The organism is Verrucomicrobiota bacterium, assembly GCA_037139415.1.
In the GTDB taxonomy this organism is placed as follows: Bacteria; Verrucomicrobiota; Verrucomicrobiia; order Limisphaerales; family Fontisphaeraceae; genus JBAXGN01.
The window spans coordinates 18505-34755 of sequence record JBAXGN010000035.1 but is presented as its reverse complement, the minus strand read 5'-3'; the positions used below and the strand labels follow the sequence as shown (position 1 = coordinate 34755).

General features: G+C 56.5%; 14 protein-coding genes. 10 read left to right on the top strand and 4 right to left on the bottom strand.

Annotation, left to right across the window (positions count from 1 at the left end; genetic code table 11):
- Window positions 1–6: 6 nt before the first annotated feature.
- The gene (locus tag WCO56_08370; protein MEI7729574.1) at window positions 7–1044 is read right to left on the bottom strand and encodes a PmoA family protein; all 1038 of its coding nucleotides are present in this window, start codon (window positions 1042–1044) and stop codon (window positions 7–9) included.
- A 59-nt stretch (window positions 1045–1103) separates the two neighbouring features.
- Here WCO56_08370 and WCO56_08365 point away from each other — a divergent pair, with 59 nt between their 5' ends.
- The 5 genes from WCO56_08365 (at window position 1104) to WCO56_08345 (ending at window position 7889) form a co-directional block, all read left to right on the top strand.
- Window positions 1104–2267 carry a glycine cleavage T C-terminal barrel domain-containing protein gene (locus WCO56_08365; protein ID MEI7729573.1) on the top strand — a complete coding sequence of 388 codons (1164 nt, stop codon included), beginning with the start codon at window positions 1104–1106 and terminating at the stop codon, window positions 2265–2267.
- Between the two features lie 49 nt (window positions 2268–2316).
- A complete protein-coding gene (locus tag WCO56_08360; protein MEI7729572.1) occupies window positions 2317–3114 on the top strand; it encodes a PIG-L family deacetylase in 798 nt (265 codons plus the stop codon).
- Window positions 3115–3620: 506 nt separating this feature from the next.
- On the top strand, window positions 3621–4523 hold the full coding sequence (locus WCO56_08355; protein MEI7729571.1) for a LytTR family DNA-binding domain-containing protein: 903 nt from the start codon (window positions 3621–3623) through the stop codon (window positions 4521–4523).
- A 406-nt stretch (window positions 4524–4929) separates the two neighbouring features.
- Window positions 4930–6819: a response regulator gene (locus WCO56_08350; GenBank protein MEI7729570.1), complete on the top strand. Its 1890-nt coding sequence runs from the start codon at window positions 4930–4932 to the stop codon at window positions 6817–6819.
- 182 nt (window positions 6820–7001) lie between these two features.
- The gene (locus tag WCO56_08345) at window positions 7002–7889 is read left to right on the top strand and encodes a hypothetical protein (GenBank protein MEI7729569.1); all 888 of its coding nucleotides are present in this window, start codon (window positions 7002–7004) and stop codon (window positions 7887–7889) included.
- Between the two features lie 112 nt (window positions 7890–8001).
- Here WCO56_08345 and WCO56_08340 read toward each other — a convergent pair whose 3' ends face one another.
- Both WCO56_08340 and WCO56_08335 read right to left on the bottom strand, forming a co-directional pair.
- Window positions 8002–9840, bottom strand: a complete 1839-nt coding sequence (locus WCO56_08340) for a hypothetical protein (protein ID MEI7729568.1) — start codon at window positions 9838–9840, stop codon at window positions 8002–8004.
- Entirely contained in the window at window positions 9837–10169 is a 333-nt protein-coding gene (locus WCO56_08335) for a hypothetical protein (protein MEI7729567.1), read from the bottom strand. The genes WCO56_08340 and WCO56_08335 overlap by 4 nt, the downstream gene beginning before the upstream one ends.
- Window positions 10170–10819: 650 nt before the next feature.
- Here WCO56_08335 and WCO56_08330 point away from each other — a divergent pair.
- Entirely contained in the window at window positions 10820–12025 is a 1206-nt protein-coding gene (locus tag WCO56_08330) for a hypothetical protein (GenBank protein MEI7729566.1), read from the top strand.
- Here the strand turns inward: WCO56_08330 and WCO56_08325 are convergent.
- Window positions 11974–13035: an IS110 family transposase gene (locus WCO56_08325; protein ID MEI7729565.1), complete on the bottom strand. Its 1062-nt coding sequence runs from the start codon at window positions 13033–13035 to the stop codon at window positions 11974–11976. The genes WCO56_08330 and WCO56_08325 overlap by 52 nt on opposite strands.
- 205 nt (window positions 13036–13240) lie before the next feature.
- On the opposite strand from WCO56_08325, the gene WCO56_08320 reads away from it, so the two are divergent.
- The 4 genes from WCO56_08320 to WCO56_08305 all read left to right on the top strand — a co-directional run bounded on the left by WCO56_08320 (window position 13241) and on the right by WCO56_08305 (window position 16196).
- Window positions 13241–13366: a hypothetical protein gene (locus WCO56_08320; GenBank protein ID MEI7729564.1), complete on the top strand. Its 126-nt coding sequence runs from the start codon at window positions 13241–13243 to the stop codon at window positions 13364–13366.
- Between the two features lie 196 nt (window positions 13367–13562).
- Entirely contained in the window at window positions 13563–14507 is a 945-nt protein-coding gene (locus WCO56_08315; GenBank protein ID MEI7729563.1) for a chondroitinase-B domain-containing protein, read from the top strand.
- On the top strand, window positions 14425–14898 hold the full coding sequence (locus WCO56_08310; GenBank protein MEI7729562.1) for a hypothetical protein: 474 nt from the start codon (window positions 14425–14427) through the stop codon (window positions 14896–14898). Before WCO56_08315 ends, WCO56_08310 begins: the two co-directional genes overlap by 83 nt.
- Window positions 14895–16196 (top strand): sialidase family protein, encoded by a 1302-nt coding sequence (locus tag WCO56_08305; protein MEI7729561.1) that lies wholly within the window; start codon window positions 14895–14897, stop codon window positions 16194–16196. The genes WCO56_08310 and WCO56_08305 overlap by 4 nt, the downstream gene beginning before the upstream one ends.
- Window positions 16197–16251 lie beyond the last annotated feature (55 nt).

The window sequence follows — 16251 nt, the reverse complement described above, 5'->3', positions numbered from 1 at the left end:
TTGCGGTTATTTCACCGCTTTCACGTACGCCTCATAGCGCTCGGCCACTTTGCCCTGTCGCTCATCCCCTTCGTGCAGGTAGAGGCGATATTTGAACGTGATGGATTTGCCCGCCGGAATGGTCAGGTTGCCGGTGCCCGGCGGCTTCTTCTCAAAATCATGCACGCCGAATGGGTTCGCGGCAAATAGTCCGTAATCGCGGACGTGCCACCAAGTCGGATGCACCGGATTTTTCGGATGATCAAAAATGGCGATCCCCACGGTGTTGCCTTCCACCGGGCCGCTGTAGTCGCACCACTCAGCGGGTTTACCCCAGGTTTTATCGCCTTCCGTGCCGGTATTTTGCACGATTCGCCCCTTGCCCGGCTTGTTTTTGCCCAACGAAAGGCGCATGGATTCGGCAATGCGCATCGCCAGCGTCCCTTCTTTGGTATCGCCTAACACGGTGTCGCGGTCGTTGGGGGCCTGCAACGTGATTTCAAAATCAAAGAGGCGTTCGTTCTTGGGCCGGTTATAAACGCGCAAAACCCGTTCATCGGTACAGACTACTTTATTGTCCGGCGCCACCCATTTGCAGGCGGATTTGATAATGCCCTCGTCCTTGCCGGATTTTACTTCGATGAAACGGTCATGCACAATTCGCCCGGCCTTGGCGTCTTCCGCCCAAAAATCCACCCCATTCACCAAGCCGTGGGCGAACCAGAAGCCGCGATGATGCGGATGGTCGTGTTCCTCGTTTTTGGAGTCCGGCACGATGGGCCACGCCCGGGTCATGATGGCCCCATTGGGGCCGGTGATGGGCCAGTAATAGACTTTGCGGGTTGGCTGGGTGACTTCCTCATCGCTCCCTTTCTTTTTGATTTTGGCGGGATGCTGGTTGCCCTGGAACCAGAATTCGGTAAACAGGTCGCCGTTAATTTCCACGGTCACGCGGTCGTTTTTCTGGGTGACCTTCACGCCGTCGCCACCCGGTTCAGCGGCCAGCAGTGACAGTGCCACGCCCAGCAAACACACAGTTGCAGCCCGAAAATCATGATGCTTCATGGGCTAATTCTCGACGGTTCCTGGCTTTGGTCAAACAAAAAACCACGCAAAAATGAACCATGGCAAACGTGGCGTCGGCTGCTTGTCTTTGTTTTTATCCAATTTTGCGCTATGCTGCTGAGATGGTGCCATTGTCATTATCGGAGTTTCACCGGAACTTGAGCGCGCGGTTTGGGGTGGTAAACGGCCAGCAGGTGGTGGATCACTACGGTGAACCCACACTGGAACATGCCGCGTTGCGCCAGGGTGTGGCCTTGCTGGACCTGAGTTTCCGCAGCCGCCTTTGCCTCACCGGCAATGACCGCCAGCGCTTCTTAAACGGACAGGTCACCAATAACGTCAAAGACCTTCAGCCGGGGCAGGGTTGTTATGCCGCCATCGTCAACCATAAGGGAAAGGTACAGGGAGACTTGTACATTCACGCGCTGGCCGGGGAATTATTGCTGGATTTTGAGCCCGGTTTCATGAGTACTACCCTTCCGCGCCTCGAAAAATTTATCATTGCGGATGACGTACAGATCGTGGATGTGGCTCCGCATTATGGATTGCTCAGCCTGCAAGGGCCGTGTGCCGGGACGGTTTTGGCGGAATTGGGCCGGGAATTGCAATTCACTCCGCCCGCGCAGTCGCTGGCCTCCTGCATGGTGAATCATCCAGTGTGGGGTGAAGTGTGCATTGTGAATTTGCCCCGCACTGGTTCAGATGGATTTGATCTGTTTGTGCCGGGACAGGTCTTGGCGGTGGTGGCCACCCGCTTGCTGGCGGTGGCCAGCCGGGCGGGCGGGATGATGTGCGGCTGGCAGGCGCTGGAAACTGCGCGCATCGAGGCCGGGCTGCCGCGGTACGACGTGGATATGGATGAAACCAACCTGGCGCCGGAGGCCGGTATTGAGGCCCGTGCCATCAGTTACAGCAAGGGGTGTTATACCGGGCAGGAGGTGATTGCCCGTATTCGCAGCTACGGTCAGGTGGCCAAGTCATTGCGCGGCTTGCGGCTGGCGAATGATTTAGCCGCGCTGCCCATGAAGGGGGACAAATTGTTTTTGGGTGATCGCACGGTGGGTTATGTTACGAGCGCGGTGCGGTCCCCGTCGTTGCAGGCCAACCTCGCGCTGGGTTACGTGCGCAAAGAATGCCAGAAACCCGGCACGGAATTGGTGCTAGTGAGCGGCGAACAGCGCAGTTCGGCCATGCTTTGTCCGCTGCCTTTCCGCGCGCAGTAACCGCACTTTTCCATTTCCATGAACGGGGCCAGGTTGCTATGCTGCCACCATGAATCAGGTTGCGTTTGCCATCGTGGCTCATCCCGATGACATTGAATTTCGGATCGCCGGGACCTTGCGGTTGCTCCAACAGGCCGGGTGGGAGATTCACTGCATGAACATTGCCAGTGGTTCGCTCGGCAGCATTGAGTATTCGGCGGCGGAAACGCGCCGGGTACGCCGTACCGAGGCGCAGGCCGCCGCCAAAATACTGGGGGCGCACTGGCACCCGAGTCTGGTGGATGACATTGAAATTGGTTACGACCTCAAGACCTTGAAACGGCTGACGGCGGTGATACGCGAGGTCAAGCCCGGCATCCTCTTCACGCATCCGCCGCAGGATTACATGGAAGACCATACGAATGCCTGCCGGTTGGCGGTCTCCGCCGCGTTCGCACGCGGTATCCCGAATCTGCGCACCGTGCCGTCCCGCGCCGCTTATGATGGCGACGTTACCCTCTACCATTGCCTGCCACATGGTATGTGCGATCAGCTTTGCCGCCCCATGATTCCTCAGTGCTATGTGAATATCGCATCGGTGATGGAGACTAAACGCGCCGCGCTGAACGCGCACCAAAGCCAGGTCACCTGGTTGCAAGCCACGCAGGGCATGGACGCGTTCACCCGTTTCATGGAAGCCGATGCGCTGACGGCTGGACGACGCTCACAGAAATTTAAATATGCCGAAGGCTTTTGGAAACATTTGCACTTGGGCTACTGCGGAGAAACCGCCAACCCGCTGCAGGCGGCACTGGGCAAAAACTATCTGGTGAATCCCAAGTGGGAACGCCTGATGCGGGATGCGTAAGGGTGGTTAAAAAGAGTTTTCCCTGGCGACGATACCCAAATGATACTCGCCGGCTGGGAAATCAAGACCGTCTTGGGCCAACCTGCGGCCAAGGCGTGACCCGCTGGCTGCGGATGGACGCTCGGTGCATGTTCGCCGGTGGTTGAGGAGGCGGAGGAAACGGTCACGCTGCCGGGAATCACTTGGGGGGCGGGAGGAGTGGCAGGCTGAACGGGCGCGCCAAGTTCTGAGTTAGCTGTGGCTGCCACAGGCGCGCAGGTGACAGAACGTTCACAGCTAAACTGGTAACGCCCATTGACTAATGTTTTGTTCCCGGGGCGGGTGGCACGATACTCCCGGCGGAATAATACATTCTGTTTGCAGCGCATATAAAATGAATCCGAATCAAACAACGCGGCGAAGGAAGCAAGACCACGAGGTTGGCTTGCTGCGCTGCTGGTTTGGAATCCGGGCTGGACGCTCTGACTGGTGGTTGGGCGTTCAGCCAGCGGAAATGAAGTAATGACATGAGCAGCACGTTTTCAGGTAAAGATGAAAATTTTGAAGGGAATGGACCCGCCCCACTCATCGGTTCGGAGAGTGCCGTTGCGGACGTAACCCAGGCGGTCACGCATCCAAGCGCTCTGTCGGGGGGAAACCTCCATCCGCCGTCGGCAAGGTCCGTACGCGTACTGATCGTGGATGACGAACCCATGGCGCGGATGGCGATCCGGCACATGATCGCCTATTCATTGGGAAAGCATGAACCGGTGGAGGCAAGCAGTCTGGCGGAGGCGGTTCAATGTTTGGAACGCGTTCATTTTGATCTGGTGATTTTGGATGTCCTGTTGCCGGATGGTTCTGGATTTGAATTGGTGCCAAGTCTGCCGCCGGGGACAGCGCTCGTCTTTTTTTCCGCCTATGAGGAGTATGCCGCCAAAGCTGCGGAATATGCACCGCTGGAATACCTGCCCAAACCGGTGCGGCGACTGCAATTTGAGCGGGTAATGGAGAAGTTTCGTCAGCGGCCCCCCGCAGCGTTTAAGGTCTCGCCCAGGCCGGTCTGCCTGGAACACAGGGTGGCTTTGCCCGCCCATGATAATGTCCAGGCTGTGCCATTGCATCAAATTAGCGTGGTCAGAGCCCGTGGAAACGGCTCGCTGGTGGTCCAATTGGACGGTAATGCGTTGGCCGTACAAAAAACGTTACGGGACTGGGAAGAAGAGTTGCCGTATCCGGATTTTGTGCGCGTGCATCGCGGGGTAATCATCAACATTCACCAGGTGGACCAAATTCTGCGGCTCAAGAACCGACAAATCCAAATCATCGCCAATGGGGACCGCCAACCGATCATCACCAGCATTCGCCTCGCGCCCCAGTTCAAGAAAGCCATGAAGGCTGGTGCCGCCATCCCGGCGCACGCAGCCTGAGCGCCAAAGCGCGACGGAGCAATAAACACACATTTCTGTCAAAGATGAGGCGCGCGCCACGCTCATTCCCGGCGTATGATGGAGCGCACTCGTGGCTGGGTTTCCTTCAAGTGGATCATTCAAAAACGACCTCGCTTCCAACCTTTGCTAACGTGATGCCTACGGGTAAAACCGCTCGCTTCTGCGTCGCAAATTTTTCCCTCGGCGGCGTTCGCTGCGAAAAATGCAACGCTGGCCAGCCTGGCAATTTTGAACTGCCAGTTGGGGTGTGAATAACGCAGCGTGGCCGCATGGGAATGCGTGCAAAAAGGGCTGGTTTTTGCCGGGCTTGGTGGTATAAAAGCACCGGTTGAACTGAGATTAGACATGAGTAGTGCCGATTTTAGCAAAAGCCACATGGCGTGATATGAATAAAATTCTTCTAATCGAAGACGAGGATAACATGCGCCTGGCGCTGAGCAAACGCTTGCGCTTGGAAGGATACGAGGTCGTGACTGCGGCGGATGGCGAACAAGGACTGCGCTTGGCGCGCAACCATTTGCCGGACTTGGTCCTTTGCGATATTATGATTCCAAAGTTAGACGGTTACGGCGTGCTGAAAGCGATGCGGAATGAAGAGCAACTGGCGGCGATTCCGGTCGTCTTTTTGACCGGTTTGGCGGAGCCGGAGGAAGTGCGGAAAGGCATGAACATTGGCGCCGACGACTACTTAATCAAGCCGGTGGAGAAGGTGGCGTTATTGAGTACCATTGAGGCGCGACTCACCAAACGCAAACAGGATCAACACCGGAATGAGCACCGGGAGGAACAGGTGCTGCAAACCCTCGCCGGTTTGATGCACGATCTACGCAACCCGCTGGCGGTGGTGATGAGCTATGCAGAGTTTTCTGATCATACCGCTGCCTCTGCGGGTGATGCCAAAGCGGTGATTGGCGCTGTGGAGAGCATGGACCAACAAATCCGGGACATTATGGTATTTGCCAAAACCCGGTTTCAAAAACTGCCATTTCAGCCGGTCCGGCTGGATCTTAGCCAGTTGTGCGGCAGAGTCGTGGAGGAATTGCCCGAGAAAAAACGCGTTAAACTGAAGGCGGAAGTGCCGGAATGCGTCATCCTCGCTGACCCGGTTCAAGTGCGGAGTGCCTTCATCAATCTTTTGTCAAATGCCTTGAAGTATTCGTCGGATAAGCAACCGGTGGAGGTCGAGGTGACCCTGGTCGGAACGCAGGTCCGGTTGTTGGTGCGCGATCAAGGTCGGGGAATATCCGTTGAGGAACTGCCGCACATCTTTGATCCATTTTTTCGGGCGAATAATTCGGCAGGGATAACGGGACACGGTTTGGGGCTGGCGATGGCCAGGATGTTGGTGGAGAAAAATGGCGGGAAAATCCACGTAAACAGCAAACTCGGGGTTGGCAGCGAGTTTTGGGTGGATTGGGCACCAGCGCCGTCAGAGTCGTCGGCCAAGTCGGCTCGCGAAACGACCGCGCTGGTAATGAGTGAGTCGGCAGACGACAAAAGCGGCACGGCTGTGGTGCCGTCCAGACGCGTGCTGGTTGTGGATGATGATGCAGCGGCGCGTGCGGCGCTGGTGCGCCTGATCGCGCATTACCCGGTCTTGGGTGAACCGGTGGAAGTGGGCAGCCTGGCCGAGGCCATTCGTTGGCTGGAGCAGAACCGCTTTGAGCTGGTGTTCTTGGATGTGCAATTGCCTGATGGGCTCGGCTTTGAATTGGTATCGCGGATGCCGCGTGGCACCGCCATAATTTTCTCCTCGGCCTATGATGAATACGCGGCCAAGGCGATTGAATATGGCCCGTTGGATTACCTTTTGAAGCCAGTGCGCCGGCAGCAGTTTGATCACGCGCTGGCGAAGTTTTTCAGTCTGGCCAACCATCAGCCGACGGTAACCCCCAAAATGTCATACCAGGTGCAAAAGGTGCCGTTGCCCATGAATGACGGGACGCACATGGTGCCGGTGCAGCAAATCAACATGGTCAAGGCTTACGGCGAATATTCGTTTGCGGTGCTGACAGGAAGTAAAACCGCCATGATCCGAAAATCCCTGGCAGCTTGGGAAATGGAGTTGCCGTATCCCGACTTCGTGCGGGTGCATCGCGGAGCCATCATTAACATCCATCAGGTGGAGCGAATCGTACGGAAAAAGAACCGGCAAATTGAGATTACCATCAAGGGGGATAAAGAACCCATTATCGCCAGCATCCGGCTGGCGCCCCGCTTGAAGAAAGCACTCCGGTGCAGCTTGGAAAAGAATTGTGAAATCGAGCGGACATAGCAGAGGCGGTCCCTGGCGCTTTGGATTGCTGGTCGGCGCTCACGACAACGACTGCGGTCCCATGTGCGCTTGCGCATGATTTAATTGTCATTTTTTATTGCATTTAGTGCCTGCGTATGGTTAGTGTGCCAGTTGTGTCCTAAAACAATGGCAAAATTAAAAACCTTAAAAAAAAGTAACGTATGAAGACAAACTATTTGAAACCGTTATTGGTGATTAATTCGGTGTGCTTGTTTGCTGGCATGGCAGGGGCCGCTGATGCACCCAGTCTGCCGGCGCCAACCGCTCCGGCCGCGTTGCCGCCCCTGGCTTCTTCAGCATGGCGCGTGAAGATTTCAGGAGATTATTTCAGTTTTTCGTCCAAGGAGTCCAGCTACCTCCCGCGCGGCGGCGGGGTGTATGACCTGTTCAGCAGCAAGCGCCAGGGCGATCTGTACGGCGGGACCGTGGGTATTAAACTGCCGAGCTGGGAAAATAGCGTTTTGGATTTTTCCTATCGCCACGGTAAAATGACGGGAACCGAGGCAACCTCGCAACTGAAAACCACCGTGGATGAACTGGCTTTGACATATCGGTGGTCGCCACCAAAATTTTTGCGGTGGAAAAGCAGCAGCGGCGACCCCATTGGCAACCTGACCACAGCCGTAGGGTTTACATATGACAAATATGACAAGGCAGACACCTTCTATTCTGAAAAGGCGAATAACTATCAAATCAATTTAGGGGTTGGTTATAATCTGAAGTGGTTTCAAATTGGTGATGGAATCGTCTTCCGCATGGGGAACCGTTTGGACATCTTGGGCGGCGTTGGCATTGCCAATACCCAATCCTCACTTTACGACAATACGTTTAACAAATTCCTGGGAACGCTGGCTGGCCGGGGAACGGTATATTCCGATTTGGTCCTGCGGAACGGCATGACCATTTTTGCCGAGGGTGGCTACCAATATACACGTGACTTTTATGTGTGGAAAACGACCTTCACCCGCACTGGCAACACCTATAATACCTACGCGAATGAAGCCCGTTATGGTTTGTTTGCCCGCGCTGGAATCACCTTTGAGTTCTAGTCTTTATCCCGGTTAAACAGAACGATCATCAAGGCAACTTCCCCGGAAGTTGCCTTTTTTGTTTCCACCGGATTACTTGCAACAGTTCTCCCAACCAATGGCGCTTAATCGATTATTGAAAATCCGGTCTTTTGCGACCGGGCGGGACGGCATTCCCAAGGATCCGATTCTGATCCACCAAATTCCTGAGGGCATCAAACGGTTGCGCCAGCTCATTCTGGAATTCATTGAAGGTGGCCGCATTTTTCCGCCGGTAGTCGTCAAGTATCTTAAGGGTAGCGTCCGCGTCGCTGTTTGAATATTTTTTACCTTGGTTCACATTGGATCGAATTCTTCTGGTTTCCTGCTCGATGAAGTTCTTGATCCCCTTGTACTCCGGATTGTCCAAGCGTTTCAATTTCTGCGCTGCTTGCACCAGGGAAGCGTACTGTCCAGTGGCATTTTCCAGATGGCGGATGTTCTGGTGCCAGTCCGGGCCAGCACTGTGTTGTTGAACCCCCTGCACTAACGCATCCCATTCCCGGCCGACATGTTTTTCCAGCAGGCCAGGTTCCCTGGTTGCGATCAGATCATCCCATGTTTTTTTTCGGGCTAAAAATTCAGCCTGTGCTTTCCTGGCCATTTCCTTTTTCTGCTCCTCCGCTTTCGCCAGTTGCTCTTGCCGGGCAAGTTCAGCCCGCCGTGCCAGCTCTGCGGCTTGCCGGGCGATTTCATCCTGATGAATCTTTTCCTCAGCCAGTCTGGCCCGATCCGCCGCCCGGTTGCGCAGGGTTTTCAATTCCTGACCACAGGCCCAATAACCGTTCCTCCCCTTTTTGGCATCGGGCTCCGCCTCGCTCGCCGCCGCTTTTTGCTGCAAGGCCAGCCATTCACCAGGCAGGTGGCGTTCGAGCAATGGAAGATTCGTTTCTTGGCGCACGGCGGCATACGCCAGTTTGGCGGCTTTTCGCTCAAGGGCCAATAGTGAGGCCAGCGCTTGTTCGTAGAATTGCACCGTCTGCTCGTTGAGCGCATTGGGCGCCCGGGCAACTGAATTCATGAGCTGGCGCAATTCCTCCGCCACCTGCTGGCCCATCAGGTTTGGGTCCAGTGAGTCTTTTTCACTCTGCCAAGCTGCTTTGGCCTGGCGGACTTTTTCATCCCACCCGACCATGCCCTTGACGCTTTCGTACGTCTGGCTCAAGATCGTGTACTGGCGCAAATAGAAGTCCCGGCCAGCTTCCCAGTTCAGCGGATCTTCCAGCGGTGGTTTGCTGGACTGCAACGTCTCCCATTGGAATTTGGCGTATTTTACCAGCACCGCGGTATCCATGGTTTGCAGCAGCCGCTCATAGCTAAGCTTGGCGCCCAAATATTCGTTATGCTTGATCTCGGCATTATTGTCGGCGTCTGCCACCATGCGTTTGAGATTATCCCGCAAGGTGTCATACGGCACACGTCCCCGTTTAAAATCAAACCTGACGGCCTCGCTCTCCGCTGCCGCCGTCAACGCTTTAAACTCGGAAGCGCAATATTTTTCCAAAAGTTTTTGTTGGTCGCCCAGACTTTCAATCTCGCGATTAAAATCCCTGCGCGCATCGTTCCACGCCACCCGCAGTTCCGCCTCCGAGTCCGTGGCAGGGGTGGGGTCCACCGGTTTAATCACGGCGGGTGGTAATGGCGACTTAAGCCGACTTTCCAACACCGTTTTGGCGGCTCTGGCAGCTTCTATTTTTGCCTGGAGGCGACCCGTCTGGCGCAGCGCTAAAAACCAGGCCAAGGCGAGGCAAAGGGTGATCCCCAGCATGGCGAGCACGCCCCCAAAGAGTATCAGCGTGCCTTTATCCCATTCGGAAACCGAACGACGCGTGGTGCCTCCGGTTTCCTGCAACACGCTACTCCCGCAAATGGGACACTCGGACGGCATGGCATCCGCCTCGGTAACGTGTCCATTGGAGCACCGGTATTTCATGAGGGATTGCCTTTGCGGGCGTTTAACTGGATTTCCAAGGGCAGACACTCTTGTTGGGCGGCTTTCAACTCCCGCTCCAACTGGGTGTTTTTGCGCGATTGGTTTTTAAGCAGATAACCGAACCCCGCGCCCGTCAGGGTTAAAATGATCAACGCCCCCGCGAGCATCCGTGTCCAAGCGTTGCCTTCCGCCACCGGCTTCGGAGTCGGCGACCGCAGAGGATCGGTGCCATCCGGGCGAATACTGCGGCTGTCGCAGCCGTGTTTGGGACACTTCTGCGGTATTTCAAAGCTGTGAAACAGATGACCGTTGGAACAGCGATATTTCATTCTTCAAGTGACCATCCTGCCACGCACACTTTTTATTCCCACCCACGGGCACATTCAGACTCAGGCCAAGCATTACTTTACCTGCACCAACTGAATGAGGCTCTTATATGAACTACCTGGTTGAAAGTCAATTGGATAAGTTACCCCCAAACCGCACGTAATTTTTTGGGGAGCGGGAGACGGCAGTTTTGGCGAGCGAAATGGCGGCGGTTGGGATTGAAAACTGGGGACGTCGGTGGCACCCGGAGTCCGCGAAGCGGTGGGCGGCCAATTTTAAGGCCAAAGCGCGTAAATACACCAGCGGGCCTGGCCCTTAAGCCCATATTGGCGCGCTCCGTGCCCGCACCGGAAAAGCCCATCCGTCTGGCACCCCGTTTCCTACGGGGTGAGACGGTGCAGAAATTGATAAGACTTTGCTTTTTCAACACGCCGACCGGCAACGGTCAGTTTTAGTTGTTGTTCCGTCCTTCCGCCACCCCCGCCACTCGATACGCTAGCGCGATTTAAATAATGACGTAGCCGAGAAAATCAATATTTCGCACAGTATTTGCCTTTGAAATATCAGCGCCGACTGACGTCGTGCGGCTACGCAGTTTATGAAAATGCTATAGGAACCACAAACCAGGAACTGTTTTTCCAATTTTACCAGATTGAATTTTATTTGCCACCCGCTTATAAACAATAGAAACAAGATGAACATGAATAAAGTTGCCGTTTTTTTACTCACCGCCCTCCTGGTGGCTTCGGGTGCCGTGGCGGCAATGGCTCAACCGCGTGCTCCGCAGGTGGCACCCGGCAAAAGCTTCACGGTAGAATTTCCGGAAATGCCGCCTACCATGGCCCGCCTGCTTGACTCCAAGAACACCGCAAGGCCTTCCATGACGGTCTTCCTGCCCACCAACTACAATGCCAGGGCAAGATTTCCGCTGTTGATCTTTCTCAAAGGCGGCAGCGGCGGCAACGGCAACAATCCCGATACCGCCCGGAAGCTGGTCGCGGACAGGGATTTCATCTGCGTGGACCTGCCGCTGTTCAAATACAAAGCCGAAGGCAACGCCCCGACGACGCTGGGCCTAACCGATGCCGATTGCAGATATATGTGGTCGCTACACAAGCAGATGCTCGACAAGTTGGGCCAGTTCGTGCCGAATACTGAACCGACCCACAGTGTGCTGGGCGGATTTTCCAATGGGTCGTATGCCACGGCCCGGATGATCGTGCAGTCTGATGGGGAAGTGCTGAAGCGATTCTCGGCTTTCATTTTTGTGGAAAGCGGTGCGCAATTACTGAAGCCAGACCTGCTCGCACTGCTTAAGGGGCATTCATTAAAGGTTTATTGTCAACAAGCAAAATTCTTCCGCGATCAAAAGTTTTCTTTTTTGACTCACTCTGCGCTTGCACTGGCCCGTTCATATCCATGGTTACGCCGTTCGTTTCTCGGTCCTGGTTCCAACGATCAACCGCCCGTAACTCCCGGGGCCGTCAACCGTCTTGTCGGTCATTCATCTGGATCTAGCGCCGCTCCCTGCCCCGCCAACCCGAGCCGCCCCCACCTCGCTTGCGCAAGGCCAGAAAATCGTTCGTACCAGTCCAGGTTCATTAGGTTCATTCAAACGCGTGACTCGCTGGCCGCGTTGCCGCCGCCGAGCGTTCACCCTGATAGGGACTCCTGGACTGGGCAACACGGTAAAATTATGCCGGCCTCGTTCGCGCCGTTTTTAAAGGACAGGTTGCGGCCGGTTTCCAATCAAACCACTGGTTTGGTTACCAACCCCTTAGCTGGTTTCCAGCCGCAACCCAAAATTCAGCCCAAGAGTTTTTCCAGTTTAAACGCCTCCTGGTTTTTGAGCATGTAGTACGCCGCTTTGGCCAGCTTGGCTGCCAACGCTTTGCGGGCCACCACGACTTTGCCGCACCGCGCCAGTTTTCGTTGGTACCACTGCTTGATTTCCGGGCTGTAACGGAGCGCGAAATTCGCCGCCTCCATCCACGCCCACGCCAGATACTTGTTGCCGCATTTGCGGTTGTTCTCCCCCTTCTTGCGGCCGTTGGAGAGTTTCTCGGATTTCGCCCCCCGGCAATAGGACACGTATTGGCCCGCCCCGGCAAAGCGGGTGATTGGCCCGGTCTCCAGCATGATCACCAGATTCAAGATTTCGCCAATCCCCGGAATTTGTTTCAGCCGGTCGTAGTCGGGCAGCAGTTTAATTTTGGCCTGCGCCGCTTTTTCCAGGCTGCGAATCTGCGTCCCGATAAACTCAATCATCCGCAAACTGGTTTGCCCCATCAGTTCCACTTCGACGCCCGCCACCCATTGGCCCACCTCCTCCGGTTCCAGCGCCTTGACTTGGTTGCCGGAAATCATCCGGCCCGTTTGCCGCTCAATCAGGCATTTGAAACTCAACAGCTGGGCGGTGCGTTGTTGCACCAGCAGCATCCGGCGCCGCAGCAGATCGCGCGCGCCACGTTGGGCCAGCGGGTAAATATACCCCGTGGGCAGGATCCCCAGGCGTTGCAAATGCGCCAGCCAAAAGGCGTCACTTTGATCATCGGCGGATTTGAGCCCGCTATAGGTCTGCACCTGGGTGGTGTTCACCAACTGCACGGTGTACTGGTGCGCCTGCAGTCCGTCCACCAGCCAGTACCAGTTGAAGGTGGACTCGACGGCGATCCCTTTGGCCAGGCGTTCCCGATAGGGTTCCAGGGCTTTGAGCACCTTGGGTAGATCATTGGGCAGACGTTGCTCAAAGACGCATTCGTCCCGGTCATTGATCACGCAGTAATATCCATTGTCACCGTGCAAATCCACGGCGGCATAGAGGTCTTTTATTCCAAGCGGTTTGGTCTTTTTGTCTTTATTTTTCATGGTTCGTATTCGGTTCGGTTTCCGGGTCACACGGGGAAAATGCTCGGCGCTTTCCTTCGACAACGAACCCTAATGGACGTCACCGTTAAACAAACGTTTATATGACTATCACCCCGTACTGGCGGCCTACGGCACGAAAAGCAATAGCCCGGAGAGAATCCAGGGGATTACGCAAACCAACAAGGACGCGGGGGTGAAATTTGTCATGCACGAAATGAAAGCGATCGGCCATGCCTTCCCCGAGAGCGAATACCCCGCCGTAAAGGATTGGCTGCGGAACGTGGTGCTGAACACCGCGATCAACCAACAAAGCGGAGGGAGCACCCGCTAGCCCTAACGACGTTTGGTAATTACCGCAACGCGACAAGGGAAGGCATCAGATGTGCCAAAAAGCAAATCGATCAATCCGAGGCACCTCCATGTTTCCCAACCCACCTGTCTCACGCACCCTGAACCACGCGTCCACTCGCCTTGCTTTCCGGCGGGCTGCGCGGGTGTGCCTGTTTCCATTTGCCGTGGCCGCATTCATGTCAGGCGCCCTACTCCTTGAAGCGGCTGCGCGTTCCACCGTCGGGAACACCCTCATCGAAACCCCCAAGGAGCTTTCCAAACTCGATGACGCCCAACCCGGCGATGTCTTCGTGCTCAAAGACGGCACTTGGAAAGACGTCGTCATCTACGTCAAGCGGGGGGGCGACGCGAAGAACGCGGTGGTCCTTCGCGCCCAAACGCCCGGCAAGGTGCGCTTTACCGGCGAATGCGGCGTACACCTGACGGCGCCGTACGTGACGCTCGACGGCTTCGTGTTCTCGGGACCCCATGAGAAGAACAGCGTGGTGACCTTGCGCTCCCATAACGGAGTTCTCCAGAACTGCGCCTTCGTGGGCCTCAAGCCGGGGAAGCCGACTACGGAAAGTCGTTGGCTCTGGTTCCAAGGACCCGAGAACCTGGTCACCAACTGCTATTTCACGGGGAAGAACAACGCAGGCACCGTCGTTCACAACGATGGGTACCGGGGGCGCTCGAACACGGTGTGCGCCTGTCTCTTCAAGGACATTGACTTTTCACCCGTCCTGCGGCAACTCAATCCCATCTTCAACATCTTTGGCCCCGATGAGACCGATGAGGATGGCTCCTTCTTCACCATCGAGGGCAACCTGTTCGATCACGCCAATGGGGAGGACCAATTGCTGGTGATCAAATCCAGCCGCAACCGTATCGTCCGCAACACCATCCTTGAAAGCCGGGGCGTCATCAACCTGCGCGATCCGCCTCGTGGGGGAAGGTCACGTCATCCGCCGCAACGTCGTCGCCGATTGCGCCGAGGGCCTCATGGTCGCCTGCGGGGAGTACATGGAACGAGACCTCACCGGGAAGCACGAACCCTTCGTGTTACCGACCGCCCTGGGCAAACCGGGCACGACGAATGGCCCGATCCCGTTTTATGCGCAGGTCAAACGGGTCATCATTGAAAGCAACCTGCTCGTGGGGGTAAAGGGGCCGGACCTCGATTTTGGGACCCGCTACAAGGTGGGGTGGCCGAAGAAGCAGACGATTCTGCTGCCGGAATGCTGCACCATCACAGGGAACCGTTTTGTTCGTGCGCAAGGCGGTCATTCGGTGACAGGAATGCTTGAACACAGCGACTCAGATCCCGGCGTGCCCCGCCTGAGCCGCGCGCCGAGTATTTTCTCCGGCAACATCCTTTTGGGCGGTACCAACGGCTACGAACCCTCCCAATCCGGATTCATTGAAAAGCCGCTGCCCGCAGGCTGGTCCGAGGAAGCCGAATTATCCAAAATCAAACCGTTGACCTCCGCCGAGGTCGGTCCGCTGTGGATGCGGGGGAAGGGGAGTCCATGAACCCACGAAAACTCGCTGTCGCCGTTGCCGTCATGCTCACGGGTAGCCTTGGAGCCGTGCGCGGGGCGGTTGATGCTGCCTGGATGGATCAGCCGCCGGTGCGGGAGACCTTGATCATTCACCCGGAAGAACAGCGGCGCCTGCTGGAGTTGGAGGCAGCGGGCGTCCAGTCCATCCGGCCGCTGGCGCTGCCCGAAGGCCGATTTCTCAAGGGGGCGAATCACCATCTCGGCTGGCCGGTCGGAATCAAAATCGGCAAAACGCTGATTTGCGCTTATCACCAGACGTTGAAGCATCATGGCTCAGGGCCGATGCACGACGCTGACAGCAGCGAGGCCGTCATGGTCCGCTCGACCGATGGAGGCACAACCTGGTCGGCCCCGGCCGACATGCGCCAGTTCGGAATAAACCAAACGCCCCTGGTGCTGAAGTTCGGGAACTGCTTCGGGGTTCTCAGCAACAAGGTGTTTTTTGCCACGGCATACGGCCTCTACCGGTCGGCCGACGAAGGGCTCACCTGGGAGTTGATCCCCGGGGCGCTGACTCAGAAGCAGACCGGCACCACCGTGGGGGGCAATTTTGGGCCACGCATGGTCGTGCATCCCCAGAAGGGACTGATGATTCCGGTTGGGCGCGAACGGAAACCCGAGGTCGATGTGTTCTACTCGAACGACGAGGGCGTCACTTGGCGGCATGAGGAAGTGCCCGGAACCAATGAGATCCACCCGTTGGAACCGACCGCCTTCTATCACGATGGGCTGCTGATCTTTCTCTCCCGCAACCACCCGCTCCCCTTCCGCTTTGCGGGGCAACTCCACACGCCCCAGCGTCCCTGCATGCTGGTTTCTCGCACCGGTTGGTTTCCCTTCACCCATCAAGAAATCAGCAATATCTCGTCCTTCCGCTGGCCCGATACCGCCAACGTGGACTACAACCCAGTGACGAAACGCTACGAGGCGGTCGTCAACAACCGCTTCGGAGGGGCAGAAGCGCAGGAAACGGACCAAAGCCAAGGCAACACGGTGAATCTGTGGTCCATCTCGAAGGAGGACCTGCGCGCAGGAAACAGCACCGCCTGGCGCTTTGAAAGCACCCTACTGCAACTGACGACGGGCCGTCAGGAGTGGGAAATTGATGCCGCGCATCCGGGAGGCGCCGTCATGGACGAGGCCAACGGCGTGCAGCACGTCTTCGTTTATGCCGGTCTCTTCGCCACGGGCAAGACCGGCATCTACCGCATCACCCGCACCCTGCACACGGACCGCCTCCGCACGGCGAGACTCCAGGCTGGGAAATGAGGAACCAGGGGGGCAAAGCCGTCGCGGACGCGGGTGGTGCAACCGTAGCATCGAA

Excerpts from the sequence above, each read along its gene's own strand:
- WCO56_08315 (MEI7729563.1), top strand. The coding sequence starts at position 13,563 with ATGTCAGGCGCCCTACTCCTTGAAGCGGCTGCGCGTTCCACCGTCGGG.
- WCO56_08365 (MEI7729573.1), top strand. The coding sequence starts at position 1,104 with ATGGCAAACGTGGCGTCGGCTGCTTGTCTTTGTTTTTATCCAATTTTG.
- WCO56_08325 (MEI7729565.1), bottom strand. The coding sequence starts at position 13,035 with ATGAAAAATAAAGACAAAAAGACCAAACCGCTTGGAATAAAAGACCTC.
- WCO56_08370 (MEI7729574.1), bottom strand. The coding sequence starts at position 1,044 with ATGAAGCATCATGATTTTCGGGCTGCAACTGTGTGTTTGCTGGGCGTG.
- WCO56_08305 (MEI7729561.1), top strand. The coding sequence starts at position 14,895 with ATGAACCCACGAAAACTCGCTGTCGCCGTTGCCGTCATGCTCACGGGT.
- WCO56_08335 (MEI7729567.1), bottom strand. The coding sequence starts at position 10,169 with ATGAAATATCGCTGTTCCAACGGTCATCTGTTTCACAGCTTTGAAATA.
- WCO56_08345 (MEI7729569.1), top strand. The coding sequence starts at position 7,002 with ATGAAGACAAACTATTTGAAACCGTTATTGGTGATTAATTCGGTGTGC.
- WCO56_08360 (MEI7729572.1), top strand. The coding sequence starts at position 2,317 with ATGAATCAGGTTGCGTTTGCCATCGTGGCTCATCCCGATGACATTGAA.
- WCO56_08355 (MEI7729571.1), top strand. The coding sequence starts at position 3,621 with ATGAGCAGCACGTTTTCAGGTAAAGATGAAAATTTTGAAGGGAATGGA.
- WCO56_08340 (MEI7729568.1), bottom strand. The coding sequence starts at position 9,840 with ATGAAATACCGGTGCTCCAATGGACACGTTACCGAGGCGGATGCCATG.
- WCO56_08350 (MEI7729570.1), top strand. The coding sequence starts at position 4,930 with ATGAATAAAATTCTTCTAATCGAAGACGAGGATAACATGCGCCTGGCG.
- WCO56_08320 (MEI7729564.1), top strand. The coding sequence starts at position 13,241 with ATGCACGAAATGAAAGCGATCGGCCATGCCTTCCCCGAGAGCGAATAC.